Origin of the sequence: Aquamicrobium lusatiense (genome assembly GCF_014201615.1) — a bacterium.
GTDB classification, from domain to species: Bacteria; Pseudomonadota; Alphaproteobacteria; order Rhizobiales; family Rhizobiaceae; genus Mesorhizobium; species Mesorhizobium lusatiense.
On the sequence record NZ_JACHEU010000001.1, the window covers coordinates 1,441,861 to 1,455,107 of the forward strand.

A 13,247-nucleotide genomic window follows, 5' to 3' on the forward strand; every position below is an offset into this window, starting at 1 on the left:
ATTACATTGTCATTCGTGACGACAAGATGGCAAATCACCGGAGCTGGGGAAAATTTGTCTCCGCCCCATTGGTCCAGCCCCCTTTGGCGGCACATTTGGCTGGCGGGACGGCAATTTTTACGATAGTCGAAATAAATCAGGGAGCCGAACGAAAAGTGTCGTTTTGCGTTTCCTGTTTTCCGCTGAGTTAGCGGAACGGGAGGACTTCATGTATCTGGGGCTCGATCTGGGCACCTCGGGCGTCAAGGCGCTTCTGATCGACGGCGACCAGCAGCCGGTCGCATCCGGCCATGGCCCGCTCGATGTTTCGCGCCCGCATCCGGGCTGGTCGGAGCAGGACCCGGCCCATTGGCTGGAGGCGTGCGAGCATGCCATTGGCGAACTGAAGGCGTCGCATCCGAACGAGCTGGCCGCCGTCAGGGGCATCGGTCTCTCCGGTCAGATGCATGGCGCCACATTGCTCGACCGTGACGACCATGTGCTGCAGCCCTGCATCCTGTGGAACGACACGCGCAGCCACGCCGAGGCCGCCATGCTCGATGCAGACCCGCGCTTTCGCGAGCTTACGGGCAATATCGTCTTTCCGGGCTTTACCGCGCCGAAGCTCGTCTGGGTGAAGGCGAACGAGCCGGAAATCTTCGCCCGCGTGGCGAAAGTGCTGCTGCCGAAGGATTATCTGCGCCTGTGGCTTTCCGGCGAGCATATGTCCGAAATGTCGGATTCGGCCGGCACCTCGTGGCTGGATGTCGGCAAGCGGCGCTGGTCCGTCGAGTTGCTGGCGGCGACGGGGCTGGATGAGAGCCATATGCCGACGCTGGTGGAAGGTATGCAACCGGCAGGCACGCTGCGCGCGGAACTGGCCTCGCAATGGGGCATGCAGGCCGGTACTCCGATCGCCGGCGGGGCTGGCGATAATGCGGCGTCCGCCTGTGGAATGGGCACGGTGGGCGAGGGCCATGCCTTTGTCTCACTCGGCACCTCCGGCGTGTTGTTTGCCGCCAACTCTGCCTATCTGCCCAATCCGGCCAGTGCCGTGCACACCTTTTGCCATGCGCTGCCACAGACATGGCACCAGATGGGCGTCATCCTGTCGGCGACGGACTCGCTGAACTGGCTGGCCGGCATCGCCGGTCGCGAGGCCGGCGAACTTACCGCCGAACTGGGTGACAACCTCAGGGCGCCGTCGGGCGTCACCTTCCTGCCCTACCTGTCGGGCGAGCGCACGCCTTACAATGATGCAACCATTCGCGGTGCCTTTGCCGGCCTTGCCCATGAAAGCGGCCGTGCGGCGCTGACGCAGGCGGTGCTGGAGGGCGTTGCCTTCGCCTTCCGCGACAGTCTCGACGCTCTGGTCAGCGCCGGCACGCGGCTGGAGCGGGTGACGGCGATCGGCGGCGGCTCGCGCTCGCTCTACTGGCTGAAAGCCATCGCAACCGCGCTTGGCATTCCCGTCGACGTGCCGGCCGACGGCGATTTCGGCGCCGCCTTCGGCGCGGCCCGCCTCGGTCTCATCGCCGCCACCGGAGCCGATCCGTTCAGCGTGTGCACGCTGCCCGCCACCAGTCGCACCATCGAGCCGGATGCGGGGCTGGCGCAGGCGTATGAAGAGGCCCGTCGGCGCTACCGCGCCCTCTATCCAGCCATCAAGGGAGTTTCAGCATGAGCACCGGCTTCTTCGGCGATATCGAGCCCATCCGTTATGAAGGCCCGGAAAGCACCAATCCGCTCGCCTATCGCTTCTACGATCCCGACGAGATCGTGCAGGGCAAGCGGCTGGAGGACCATCTGCGCTTCGCCGTCGCCTACTGGCATTCCTTTGCCTGGCCGGGTGGCGATCCCTTCGGCGGTCAGACTTTCGAGCGGCCATGGTTTGGCGACGACATGGACAAGGCCCGCCTCAAGGCGGATGTGGCCTTCGAGATGTTCTCGCTGCTCGGCGTTCCCTATTACTGCTTCCACGATGCCGATGTGCGCCCGGAAGGGAAAAACTTCGCCGAGAGCGCCGCGCGTCTTGATGAGATCGCCGGCATCTTCGAGAAGAAGCAGGCCCAGAGCGGCGTGAAACTGCTGTGGGGCACGGCCAATCTGTTTTCCCACCGCCGCTATATGGCGGGTGCCGCCACCAATCCCGATCCGGAGGTGTTCGCCTATGCGGCCGCCACGGTGAAGTCATGCATCGACGTGACCAGACGGCTGGAAGGCGAGAACTACGTGCTGTGGGGCGGACGCGAGGGCTACGAGACGCTGCTCAACACCGACATGAAGCGCGAGCGCGAGCAGGCCGGCCGCTTCCTGTCGATGGTGGTCGACTACAAGCACAGCATCGGCTTCAGGGGCACGATCCTGATCGAGCCGAAGCCGCAGGAACCGACCAAGCACCAGTATGATTACGATGTCGCCACCGTCTACGGCTTCCTGAAGGATTTCGGTCTGGAAAACGAGGTGAAGGTCAATATCGAGCAGGGCCACGCCATCCTCGCCGGCCACTCCTTCGAGCACGAGCTGGCGCTGGCCGCTGCATTGGGTATCTTCGGTTCCATCGACATGAACCGCAACGACTACCAGTCTGGCTGGGACACCGACCAGTTCCCCAACAATGTGCCGGAAATGGCGCTGGCCTACTATCAGGTGCTGCTTGCCGGCGGCTTCACCACCGGTGGCACCAATTTCGACGCCAAGCTGCGCCGGCAGTCGCTCGATCCGCAGGATCTGCTGATTGCGCATATCGGCGCGATGGACTGCTGCGCGCGGGGCCTGAAGGCTGCCGCCCGCATGATCGACGACAAGGCCCTTATCAGACCGCTCGAAGAACGCTATGCCGGCTGGAACGGCGAGGAGGCGAACGCCATGCTTGCCGGCAGGCGTACGCTTGAGCAGGTTGCCGAACGCGTGGTGAAGGACGGGATCGAGCCGCAGCCGCGCTCCGGCCGTCAGGAATATCTGGAGAATGTGGTCAATCGTTATGTGTAAGTGTGAGTGTGCGGGCTGAAATGACGGGTGAGATCATTGTGCGTCCGGCGCGCCCGCAGGACTTTCCGGCCATGAAGGCCATTTTGCGTGATACGTTCGAGAGCACATGGAGGCCGCAGATCACCGAGGCCTCCATCCGCAACTATCTCGACACCGATATTGGCGGCCGCTTCGTGGAACGCGCCGGCGCCGATATGCTGGTGGCCGAAATCGGCGGCGAGATCGCGGGGCTGATCCATTGCGTCGACGATTTCGTCGATGCCCTGCACGTCAGTTCCGCTTTTCAGCGCAGGGGCGTTGGACGCTGCCTCATGGAACGGGCCGAGCAGGACATGTCGGCCCGGGGATTCCGGCAGGCACGGCTCGAAACCGACACCTTCAACGAGCAGAGCCAGAACTTCTACAAGTCCCTCGGATATGTCGAAATGGGGCGATATCCGGACGAGGAATGGAAGAGCGGCCTCACCACCGTCCTGTTTGAAAAGCGCCTGTAGGTCGCAAAAGTCCTGCTGCCGGCTTTTTCGCCGGTTTGCGGGAAATGTGAAAAAGCGATCCGCTTTTGCCGCCACAATGCCGCCTTGCTGCCTTCATGCAGCCGTCACGGGCGTCGTATAACTAGCCTCGCAAACAAGCTCAACGAGGCGAACCGATATGCAAGAAGATCGCGAAATCGACGCCCTCCTGTCGAACGGGGGCACTGACTCCATCATCGACCGGCTGATGGCGCTGCCGCGTCCGGCCGCCAGTCAAGCTTGTGGCGAATGGGACCGCGCCGTGGCCGGCCGCCTTCAGGTCCATCTGGCAAGGCAGATGCGCGCCCTGCTCGAACAGGATGAGCCCGGCCGCAGCGCCGCCTGAGTCCCGCTGACGTTTATCACCAGGCCTGTCTCCCGCAGCCGGCGTGCCGGACCCGGCGACAGGCCTCAGTTTCCGCCCGCATCCATCCGTCTGCTTTCGATCGCCTTCTCCAGCCAGCCGACTTTCATTTCCGGAACGGATGAGAGCAGCAGGTCGGTATAGGCATCGAAGGGCGGCGCCAGAACCTCGCTCGTGAGGCCATAGCGCACGACTTCGCCGCGATACATCACGGCGATGGAATCGGCGATGGCCTTTACGGTGGCGAGGTCGTGGGTGATGAACAGATAGGCCACGTCTTCCTCTGCCTGCAATTCCAGCAGCAGTTCGAGGATCCCGTGCGCCACCAGCGGATCGAGCGCCGAAGTCACCTCATCGCAGATGATGAGCTTCGGCCGGGCCGCCAGAGCACGCGCGATGCACACACGCTGCTTCTGGCCGCCTGAAAGCTCGGCCGGGTAGCGGTCGGCGAAACCCTTGCCCATCTCGATCTTGTCGAGCAGCTCGGCCACGCGCGCATCGCGCTCGGCGCCGCGCATGCCGAAATAGAACTCCAGCGGCCTGCCGATGATGGTGCCCACCGTCTGGCGCGGGTTCATAGCCACATCCGCCATCTGGTAGATCATCTGGAGCTGGCGCAGATCTTCTTTTGGCCGGTCGTCCAGCCGGTTGGCGAGGGTGCGCCCGTCGAAGGTGATGCTGCCCTGTTCCGGCGGCAAAAGGCCGGTGATGGCGCGCGCCAGCGTCGACTTGCCGGAGCCTGATTCACCCACCACCGCAAGCGTCTGGCCGGCATGAATGTCGACGCAGATGTCGCGCAGGACCTTCACCTGGCCGCCGCCATAGGAAGCGGTGACCTTGTCGACGGTGAGAATGGGAGACGGCGAGGGCGCCTGCTCCTCATGGCTGATCGCATGCACCGAAACCAGCGCTCTTGTGTAGTCCTGCTTCGGCGCCTCGATGATCTGGCGCGTATCGCCCCATTCCACCGTCTTGCCATGGCGAAGCACCATGATGTCGTCGGCAACCTGCGCCACGACGGCGAGATCGTGGGTGATGTAGAGCGCCGCCACGCCCGTTTCGCGGATGGCGTTCTTGATAGCCGCAAGAACGTCGATCTGGGTGGTGACGTCGAGCGCCGTGGTCGGCTCGTCGAAAACGATGAGGTCGGGCCTGGAGCACAGCGCCATGGCCGTCATGACGCGCTGCAACTGCCCGCCCGATACCTGATGCGGATAGCGGTCGCCGATGTTTTCCGGATCGGGCAGGCTGAGCTGGCGAAACAGGTCGACGGCGCGCTTTTGCGCCTCCTCGCGGCTGGAGACGCCATGTTCGAGCGTGGCCTCGATCACCTGCTGCATGAGCTTGCGGGCAGGATTGAAGGCCGCCGCCGCCGACTGGGCGACATAGCAAACCTCCTTGCCGCGTATCCTGCGCAAGCCCCGTGCGTTGCCGAGAATGTCGCGGCCGTTGAGGATCACTTCGCCCCCGGTGATGCGCACGCCGCCGCGCCCGTAGCCCATCGAGGACAGGCCGATGGTCGATTTGCCCGCACCGGATTCGCCGATCAGTCCCAGAACCCTGCCACGCCCGACCCTGAGCGACACGTCGTCCACGATGACGATGGTTTTGGGATCTTCCCCCGGAGGGTAGACGGTCGCCTCGATGCGCAGGTTGCGGATGTCGAGCACATCGTCTTGCGGGGCGGCCTGCCGGTCTGCCCGTTCCTGTTCAGCCATCGCCACGGCCTCCCTTCAGGTCGGAGGTGCGGTTCAGCACCCAGTCGGCAACCAGATTGACCGAGATTGCCAGAAGCGCGATCGCACCCGCCGGAATGAGTGCGGCGGGAATGCCGAACACGATGCCGTCCTTGTTTTCCTTGACCATGCCGCCCCAGTCCGCATCGGGCGGCTGCACGCCGAGGCCAAGAAAGGAGAGCGCCGACAGGAAAAGCACCGCGAAGATGAAGCGCAGACCAAGCTCCGCCACCAGCGGCGACAGCGCATTGGGCAGGATTTCGCGGAATATGATCCATGAACGGCCTTCGCCGCGCAGTCTGGCGGCTTCCACGAAGTCCATGACATTGATGTCCGCCGCCACGGCGCGCGCGAGGCGGTAGACGCGGGTGGCATCGAGAATGCCCATGACGAGGATAAGCGTCGCCAGTGTGGAAGGCAGCACCGACAGCACCACCAGCGCGAAGATCAGCGTCGGGATCGACATCAGAAGATCGACGAAGCGCGACAGGGTCTGGTCGATCCAGCCGCCGACCACCGCCGCGGTGAAGCCGAGCACCGACCCGAGGATGAAGGAGAGGGCTGTCGCCGTCACTGCGATGAAGATGGTGATGCGCGCGCCGTAGATCATGCGCGAGAGCAGGTCGCGGCCGAGATTGTCGGTGCCGAGCGGATGCGTGGCCGACATCGGCCCCCATACCTCGCCGACGATCTCGCCATTGCCGTAGGGCGCGATCCACGGCGCAAAAAGAGCCGCGAACAGGAACAGCGCGGTCAGCAGAAGGCCGACAAGGGCGCTTGGCGGAATATGTCTGATGTCAAACAAGGGCCGCCCTCACTTCGGATGCCGGAGACGAGGATTGGCCAGAATCGCAACGATGTCGGCGATGATGTTGAGGCCGATGTAGACGGCGGCGAAGATCAGGCCCACGGCCTGAACCACCGGCACGTCGCGCTTGGAAACGTGATCGACCAGATACTGGCCCATGCCCGGATAGACGAAGATCACCTCGACCACGACGACGCCGACCACCAGATACGCAAGGTTCAGCATCACCACGTTGACGATGGGCGCCACCGCATTGGGCATGGCGTGCCTGCGGATGACCTCGAACGCCGACAGCCCCTTCAGTTCCGCCGTCTCGATATAGGCCGACTGCATGACGTTGAGGATGGCGGCGCGGGTCATGCGCATCATGTGCGCCAGCACCACCAGCGTCAGCGTCAGCGCCGGAAGCGCGATGGCCTGCAGGCGCGCGCTAAACGACATGGTGTCGAAAACGGTCGAACTGGCCGGGAACCACTGCAGTTTGACGGCGAAGAACAGGATGAACAGGTAACCGATGAAGAACTCCGGCAGCGAGGTGGAGGCGAGCGCGAAGCCGGAGATCGTCTTGTCGATGACCCCGTTGCGGTAGCGCACCGCCAGAAGCCCCAGCAGGATGGCCAGCGGCACCGAGATCACTGCCGCGCAGGTGGCGAGGAACAGCGTGTTCTTCAGCCGTCCGCCCAGCGCGTCGGCAATGTCTCGCCCGTTGGAAAGGGCAGTGCCGAAATCGCCCGTCAGCACGCCGCCCAGCCAGCGAAAATAGCGGATATAGGCCGGGTCGTTAAGGCCGAGCTCCCGGCGCAGGTTTTCGAGCGCCTGCGGCGTCGCCGATTGCCCGAGTATGGACTGGGCGACATCACCGGGGAGGATCTGTGTGCCTGCGAAGATGAGCACAGACACGGCGAGGAGGAGCAGACCGCCCAGCACGAGACGCTGGGCGATCAGCCGCAGAATATGGGCACTTCCCATCCGTGCGCGTCTCAGCCCTGCTTCAGCCAGACGCGGATTGCCGCCTTCAGGTTCGAGGTCTCGTGGTTGGGATCGAGGACCCAGCCCTGCACTTCCTCGCGATGGGCGTCGATGAAGTCGTTGAACATCGGCAGGATGAGACCGCCGTCATCGCGCACGATGGTGGCCGCCTCGCGGTAGAGGTCGGTGCGCTTGGCAGTGTCCAGTTCGGCACGCGCTTCGAGAATGATCTTGTCGAACTTCTCGTTGAAGAAGCGCGTGTCGTTCCAGTCGGCGCCGGTGATGTAGGCGGTCGAATACATGGAATCCTGCGTCGGCCGTCCGCCCCAGTACGAAGCGCAGAAGGGCTGCTTGTTCCACACTTCCGTCCAGTAGCCGTCACCCGGCTCACGCTGCACCTGGATCTGGATGCCCGCCTTTGCCGCGCTTTGCTGGAAAAGCTGGGCGGCATCGACGGCGCCGGGAAAGGCGACATCGGAGGTGCGCAGCAGGATGGGCCCGCTGTGGCCGGATTTCTCGTAGTGGAACTTGGCCTGATCGGGATCGTAGCTGCGCTGCTCGATGCCTTCGGGATACAACGCATAGCTCTTCGAAATGGGGAAGTCGTTGCCGACCGAGGCGTAGCCCTGCATGATCTGCTGGATCATCTGCTCGCGGTCGATGGCAAGCTTCAGCGCCAGCCGCAGGTCCGCATTGTCGAAGGGCGCGGTGTTGCAGAACATCGGGAAGATGTAGTGCCCCTTGGAGGGCACGTTGACGATCACCACGCCGGGCGCGCGCTTGAGCAGGGCCACCGTCTTCGGCTCGACGCGGTTGATGATGTGCACCTGCCCGGACTGCAGCGCCGCCATACGGGCCGTGGTATCGTTCATAACGATGATCTCGACCGAATCGACATGGCCGACATCGTCGTTCCAGTAGCCGTCATACTTCACCGACATGTGGCGCACGCCGGGCTCGTTGACCTCGACCTTGTAGGGGCCGGTGCCGATGCCGGCCGTCGGATCGTCGAAGCCCCCATTCGGCTGGATGATCAGGTGGTAATCGGTCAGCAGCAGAGGCAGGTCGGCATTGCCGCGCTTGAGCTTGAAGACGACATTGTCGCCGTCGACCACGACTTCGTTGATATCGCCGAGAATGCCAACGGCGGCCGACTTGGTGTCGGCATCGGAATGGCGGCGGATGGTCTGGGCAACGTCTTCAGGCGAAAGTTCCTTGCCGTTATGGAAGGTCACGCCCTTGCGAATCTTGAACGACCATTCGGTCGCATCGGCCGAAGCGTCCCAGGATTCGGCAAGCACCGGCTGGGCGCTGCCGTTTGCCGGCGACTGGATGGCCAGGGTCTCACCCCATGTGCAGCCGAAATTCTGCGGCACCTGCGTCAGAAACTGGGCCGGGTCGAGGCTGTTGGTGGATTCGCCGCCAACCAGCCCCATTTTCAGCGCGCCGCCTTTCTGGGGTGTCTGGGCCTGCGCCGCGCCCGAGAGCATCATGTTCGCCAGCGCGGCACTCACGCCCAGTGCAGCGGCCCGGCCAAGGAAATCGCGGCGGCTGAGCCTGCCCGTGGCAACTGCACGGCTTAAAAAATCGAGTTCCGCTGACATATTCAGAGCTCCCTTATCTCTTTGTCTGGACCTTACGGCCGTTCTTATTCTTCTGATTACGGGGAATAATGGGACCTGGGTCAACCCCGCACCGGACGGAATGCGACACGCTCTGGCGTAATTTGTATGTCGCATCTGGAGCAATAAATTGCCCGGCACACCGTAACGGATATGTCGTAAATAGACAAGAAACGCCGTTTTTAGCGGGTTTGCGGCGTAACGGCAGCGCCGGAACGCAAATTTTTTGAAAATGATAAAGCCGCCGCCCGTTCGGGCGGCGGCGCTTCCAAATGTCGCGAAAAAGACAGTTCCGTCAGTTGAGCGGTATGTCGTTATCCTGCTTTCCGGACTGATAGACCGCCGACAATTCGTCATAGCGCGCAGCGATATCTTCTATGCGCTTTGCCAGCCGCGTCCGCTCCGGCTCCGGTGTCTCGCGGGCAAGCCTGCGAATGGAAAAGCTCTTCCAGTAGGCGTTTTCGGCATTGTAGCCGCCCGGTTCCAGCGTGAAGACCTCCTTGAGGATCTTCAGGTCATGCGGAATGGCGAAGCTGTCGCGTGAATCCTCATGGCTGAACAGATAGTAGAAATTATCGAAACCGGCCCATGTGATGGCCGACAGGCACAGCGAGCAGGGTTCGTGCGTGGAGACGAAAATGGCATCCTTCGTATCGACCCGTTCGGCCTTCGGCATTTCGTAGAACCGCTTCAAACAGTGCATTTCACCGTGCCAGAGCGGGTTTTCGGTCTCGTTGTTGGTTTCGGCCAGAATCAGCGAGCGGTCGGATTTCCGCAGCAGGGCCGCGCCGAAAAGCTTGTTTCCCTGTTCCACGCCAGCCGCCGTCTTCGGCACGATGTCGCTTTCGATCACGTCGAGCAGGCGGTCGATCAGGGAAACGTCGCTCATGCGGCAAAACCTTCCGGAAGCTGGATTTCATAAGGATGGGAGAAGTAGAATTCTTCCAGGTTGGAACCGTCGCCGCCGCGGTCGACCACGACGAAATTCTGCGGCTCGCCAATCGGCGTCAGCACGCCGTGCCATACATTGCAGTGATAGTTCACGCCCTGCCCGGGCGCGGTGACGAAAGCTTGCGGCACGCCGGGACCATCGGGCTCGTCGGGGCAGACCACGACCAGAAACGGGCGCGGTGACAGCGGCATGAAGGCCTGACTGCCGAAAGGATGGCGCTCGACCATGGAAAGCTGGAGCGGAAACGCATAGGGCGTGCCGCAGAAGATCGAGATCAGGACCCGGCAATTGGGTCCCGCCACCTCAACCTTTGCAAGATCGTGATAGCGCTCGCACTTGCCGGCATTGATCGGGTAATGCGTGTCGCAGTCGGTATCGATGACATCGCCGAAGGCTGCGAAGCTGTCGCGTGTCAGCGGCCGGGCGATGATCGCCGTGGTCATTCCTGTCTCCCGAATCCGCCGAGAGCCGCGTGACGATTGACGTCCTTGTAGAGCAGATAGCGGAAATTGCCGGCGCCGCCCGCATAGCAGGCCTGCGGGCAGAAGGCGCGCAACCACATGTAATCGCCGGCCTCCACCTCTACCCAGTCCTGATTGAGCCGGTAGACCGCCTTGCCTTCCAGCACATAGAGCCCGTGCTCCATGACGTGGGTTTCGGGGAAGGGAATGATGCCGCCCGGCTTGAAGGTGACGATGGTGACATGCATGTCGTGGCGCACATCCACCGGATCGACGAAACGGGTGGTCGCCCATTTGCCATCGGTATCGGGCATGGCCACGGGCTCGATGTCGTTCTCATTGGTGAAGATCGGATCGGGCACGTCGATGCCGTCGACGAATTCGTAGGCCTTGCGGATCCAGTGGAAGCGGGCCGTCTGCGCGCCTTCGTTGCGCAATGTCCAGCCGCTGGCGGGCGGCAGGAAGGCGTAGCCGCCCGGTGCCATGCGATGCGACTGGCCGTCGAGCGTCACCGTAATTTCGCCTTCGACCACGAACAGTACGGCTTCGGCGTTGGCATCGGGCTCAGGCCGGTCGCTGCCGCCGCCAGGCTGCACTTCCATGATGTATTGCGAGAAGGTCTCGGCGAAGCCGGAAAGCGGACGGGCGATGACCCACAGGCGCGTCTTGTCCCAGAAGGGCAGGTAGGAGGCGACGATGTCACTGAACTCCCGGCGCGGGATCACTGCATAGGCATCCGTGAAGACGGCGCGGTCGGTGATCAGGTCGCTCTGGGGCGGCAGACCGCCTTGCGGGGCATAATAGGTGCGTTTCGGCATGGCGGTCATGTCCATGATTGGGTTCCTACAGGGGAAGGAGATCTCTGAGGCGGTGCAGGGCGATGCGCTCGACCTGCCGGCAGGCCGTCGCGAATTCCGTGGCGCGGTCGTTGTCGATGCGGGTTTGGAATGCGGCGAGAATGCTCGCCTTTGTGTTGTCCTTGACCGCGATGATGAAGGGGAAGCCGAACTTCTCCACATAGGCGGAATTGAGCCGGGTGAAGGTTTCGCGCTCCTCGTCGGTCAGTGCGTCCAGCCCGGCGGAAGCCTGTTCGGCGGTTGATTCGGGCGTCAGGCGTTTCGCCTGCGCCAGCTTGCCGGCAAGGTCGGGGTGGGCGGTCAGCACGCCCAGACGCTCGGTTTCGCTGGCCGAGCGGAAAGCGCGGCAGAGCGCATTGTGCAACCCGCCGGCGCTGTCGTGGGCGGGACCCAGTTCCAGCTTCCACGCGCGCTCGGCGATCCATGGCGAATGCTCGAAGATGCCGCCGAAGGCCTTGACGAAGCTCGACTCGTCCATGCGCGAGGGACGGAGCGCCGGAGCCTTGTAGGGATGATGCGTCTGCCAGTGGCGGGCAATGTCGATGCGGCGCGGCAGCCAGACCTTGTCGTGGCTTTTGACATAGTCGATGAAGCGCTTCAGCGCCGCCACGCGGCCCGGCCGCCCGATCAGGCGGCAATGCAGGCCGACCGACATCATCTTCGCCTTGCCGCCCTTGCCTTCCGCATAAAGCGTGTCGAAGGCGTCCTTCAGATAGGTGAAGAACTGCTCGCCTTCGGTGAAGCCGGCCTGAATGGCAAAGCGCATGTCGTTGGCATCGAGCGTGTAGGGAATGACCAGTTGCGGAGCAATGGCGTTGCCGTGGCCGTCATGGTCGAGCCAGTAGGGCAGGTCGTCGTCATAGGTGTCGGAGATGTAGTCGAAGCCGCCTTCGGCAGCCGCCAGCCGGACCGACCACACGGATGTGCGGCCAAGATACATGCCCTGCGGCCGCTCGCCGGTTACTTCCGTATGCAGGCGGATCGCCTCGATGAGGTCGGCGCGCTCGGCGTCTTCCTCGTGGTCGCGATAGTCGATCCAGCGCAGGCCGTGGGAGGCGATTTCCCAGTCCGCAGCCTGCATCGCCGCGACCTGATCGGGCGAGCGGGCAAGCGCGGAGGCGACGCCATAGACCGTGACCGGCACATCGGCTTCGGTAAACAGCCGGTGCAGCCGCCAGAAGCCGGCGCGGGCGCCGTACTCGTAGATGGATTCCATGTTCCAGTGGCGTTTGCCCGGCCATGGCACGGCACCGGTCACCTCAGAGAGGAAGGCTTCCGAAGCCTTGTCGCCATGAAGGATGCAGTTTTCGCCGCCTTCCTCGTAATTGACCACGAACTGCACGGCGACATGCGCGCCGCCCGGCCATGCCGCACCCGGTGGATTGGCCCCATAGCCGCGCATGTCACGCAGATAACGCATGTTCGAAACTCCGGGCTGGCAATTACGGTCGACAGAGTACCCAAAGGGAAAGGGCTGCATTCCCCTCAAAAAATTTGAAAGTGTTTTTGGGCTCCAGTCAGGCGGCGGCTCTTATATGGCGCTGCTAAATGGCGCACAATCAAATGCTGCAATTATGACATATGCTGCATATTCGGCGTACCTTGAACGGGAGGCGAACAGGTGGGAGCAACGGCAGAGGCGGCGGGTGGCCGTCTGACAACGCATGTGCTTGATACGGCATCCGGCAGTCCTGCGGCAGGGCTGTCCATCGAACTGTTTCGCATCGAGGGCGACCGCCGCACCTCCGTGAAGACCGTTGTCACCAATTCCGATGGCCGCTGTGACGCGCCGCTTCTGGCCGGTGATGAATTCAGCACCGGCGAATATGAGCTGGTGTTCGCTGCGGGCGACTATCTGCGCGGGCAGGGCAATGCGCTTCCGGAGCCTGCCTTCCTCGACATCGTGCCGATCCGGTTTGGCATGGCGGAACCGAAGCACTATCATGTGCCTTTACTGATATCGCCCTACGGATACTCCACCTATCGGGGGAGCTAA

General features: G+C 62.9%; 13 protein-coding genes. 5 read left to right on the plus strand and 8 right to left on the minus strand.

The annotated features are described in order from the left end of the window. Positions 1-208: 208 nt before the first annotated feature. The 4 genes from xylB to HNR59_RS06910 all read left to right on the plus strand — a co-directional run bounded on the left by xylB (position 209) and on the right by HNR59_RS06910 (position 3,828). Positions 209-1,663 carry a xylulokinase gene (xylB, locus tag HNR59_RS06895; protein WP_183827756.1) on the plus strand — a complete coding sequence of 485 codons (1,455 nt, stop codon included), beginning with the start codon at positions 209-211 and terminating at the stop codon, positions 1,661-1,663. After that, entirely contained in the window at positions 1,660-2,970 is a 1,311-nt protein-coding gene (xylA, locus tag HNR59_RS06900) for a xylose isomerase (RefSeq protein ID WP_183827759.1), read from the plus strand. The genes xylB and xylA overlap by 4 nt, the downstream gene beginning before the upstream one ends. Positions 2,971-3,041: 71 nt before the next feature. Next, positions 3,042-3,464, plus strand: coding sequence for a GNAT family N-acetyltransferase (locus HNR59_RS06905; RefSeq protein ID WP_246374521.1), 423 nt, complete (start codon positions 3,042-3,044; stop codon positions 3,462-3,464). A 157-nt stretch (positions 3,465-3,621) separates the two neighbouring features. Next, positions 3,622-3,828 carry a hypothetical protein gene (locus HNR59_RS06910; protein WP_183827765.1) on the plus strand — a complete coding sequence of 69 codons (207 nt, stop codon included), beginning with the start codon at positions 3,622-3,624 and terminating at the stop codon, positions 3,826-3,828. Between the two features lie 65 nt (positions 3,829-3,893). On the opposite strand, the gene HNR59_RS06915 is transcribed toward HNR59_RS06910, so the two are convergent. The 8 genes from HNR59_RS06915 to puuE all read right to left on the minus strand — a co-directional run bounded on the left by HNR59_RS06915 (position 3,894) and on the right by puuE (position 12,671). Continuing rightward, on the minus strand, positions 3,894-5,564 hold the full coding sequence (locus HNR59_RS06915; RefSeq protein ID WP_183827768.1) for an ABC transporter ATP-binding protein: 1,671 nt from the start codon (positions 5,562-5,564) through the stop codon (positions 3,894-3,896). Next, positions 5,557-6,387 carry an ABC transporter permease gene (locus HNR59_RS06920; RefSeq protein WP_183827771.1) on the minus strand — a complete coding sequence of 277 codons (831 nt, stop codon included), beginning with the start codon at positions 6,385-6,387 and terminating at the stop codon, positions 5,557-5,559. Before HNR59_RS06920 ends, HNR59_RS06915 begins: the two co-directional genes overlap by 8 nt. 9 nt (positions 6,388-6,396) lie before the next feature. Then, positions 6,397-7,359 carry an ABC transporter permease gene (locus tag HNR59_RS06925; RefSeq protein WP_183827774.1) on the minus strand — a complete coding sequence of 321 codons (963 nt, stop codon included), beginning with the start codon at positions 7,357-7,359 and terminating at the stop codon, positions 6,397-6,399. Positions 7,360-7,370: 11 nt separating this feature from the next. Continuing rightward, positions 7,371-8,963, minus strand: coding sequence for an ABC transporter substrate-binding protein (locus HNR59_RS06930; protein ID WP_183827777.1), 1,593 nt, complete (start codon positions 8,961-8,963; stop codon positions 7,371-7,373). Positions 8,964-9,276: 313 nt separating this feature from the next. Continuing rightward, positions 9,277-9,870, minus strand: a complete 594-nt coding sequence (locus tag HNR59_RS06935) for a nucleoside deaminase (protein ID WP_183827780.1) — start codon at positions 9,868-9,870, stop codon at positions 9,277-9,279. Then, the gene (locus HNR59_RS06940) at positions 9,867-10,376 is read right to left on the minus strand and encodes an ureidoglycolate lyase (protein ID WP_183827783.1); all 510 of its coding nucleotides are present in this window, start codon (positions 10,374-10,376) and stop codon (positions 9,867-9,869) included. Before HNR59_RS06940 ends, HNR59_RS06935 begins: the two co-directional genes overlap by 4 nt. Further along, on the minus strand, positions 10,373-11,227 hold the full coding sequence (locus HNR59_RS06945; protein WP_183827786.1) for a bifunctional allantoicase/(S)-ureidoglycine aminohydrolase: 855 nt from the start codon (positions 11,225-11,227) through the stop codon (positions 10,373-10,375). The genes HNR59_RS06940 and HNR59_RS06945 overlap by 4 nt, the downstream gene beginning before the upstream one ends. Before the next feature lie 10 nt (positions 11,228-11,237). After that, entirely contained in the window at positions 11,238-12,671 is a 1,434-nt protein-coding gene (puuE, locus tag HNR59_RS06950) for an allantoinase PuuE (RefSeq protein WP_183827789.1), read from the minus strand. A 201-nt stretch (positions 12,672-12,872) separates the two neighbouring features. Between puuE and uraH the strand changes: the two genes are divergently transcribed. Next, positions 12,873-13,247, plus strand: coding sequence for a hydroxyisourate hydrolase (uraH, locus tag HNR59_RS06955; RefSeq protein ID WP_183827792.1), 375 nt, complete (start codon positions 12,873-12,875; stop codon positions 13,245-13,247).

Excerpts from the sequence above, each read along its gene's own strand:
- HNR59_RS06925 (WP_183827774.1), bottom strand. The coding sequence starts at position 7,359 with ATGGGAAGTGCCCATATTCTGCGGCTGATCGCCCAGCGTCTCGTGCTG.
- HNR59_RS06940 (WP_183827783.1), bottom strand. The coding sequence starts at position 10,376 with ATGACCACGGCGATCATCGCCCGGCCGCTGACACGCGACAGCTTCGCA.
- HNR59_RS06910 (WP_183827765.1), top strand. The coding sequence starts at position 3,622 with ATGCAAGAAGATCGCGAAATCGACGCCCTCCTGTCGAACGGGGGCACT.
- HNR59_RS06905 (WP_246374521.1), top strand. The coding sequence starts at position 3,042 with ATGAAGGCCATTTTGCGTGATACGTTCGAGAGCACATGGAGGCCGCAG.
- HNR59_RS06945 (WP_183827786.1), bottom strand. The coding sequence starts at position 11,227 with ATGGACATGACCGCCATGCCGAAACGCACCTATTATGCCCCGCAAGGC.
- HNR59_RS06915 (WP_183827768.1), bottom strand. The coding sequence starts at position 5,564 with ATGGCTGAACAGGAACGGGCAGACCGGCAGGCCGCCCCGCAAGACGAT.
- xylB (WP_183827756.1), top strand. The coding sequence starts at position 209 with ATGTATCTGGGGCTCGATCTGGGCACCTCGGGCGTCAAGGCGCTTCTG.
- puuE (WP_183827789.1), bottom strand. The coding sequence starts at position 12,671 with ATGCGTTATCTGCGTGACATGCGCGGCTATGGGGCCAATCCACCGGGT.
- HNR59_RS06935 (WP_183827780.1), bottom strand. The coding sequence starts at position 9,870 with ATGAGCGACGTTTCCCTGATCGACCGCCTGCTCGACGTGATCGAAAGC.
- xylA (WP_183827759.1), top strand. The coding sequence starts at position 1,660 with ATGAGCACCGGCTTCTTCGGCGATATCGAGCCCATCCGTTATGAAGGC.
- HNR59_RS06930 (WP_183827777.1), bottom strand. The coding sequence starts at position 8,963 with ATGTCAGCGGAACTCGATTTTTTAAGCCGTGCAGTTGCCACGGGCAGG.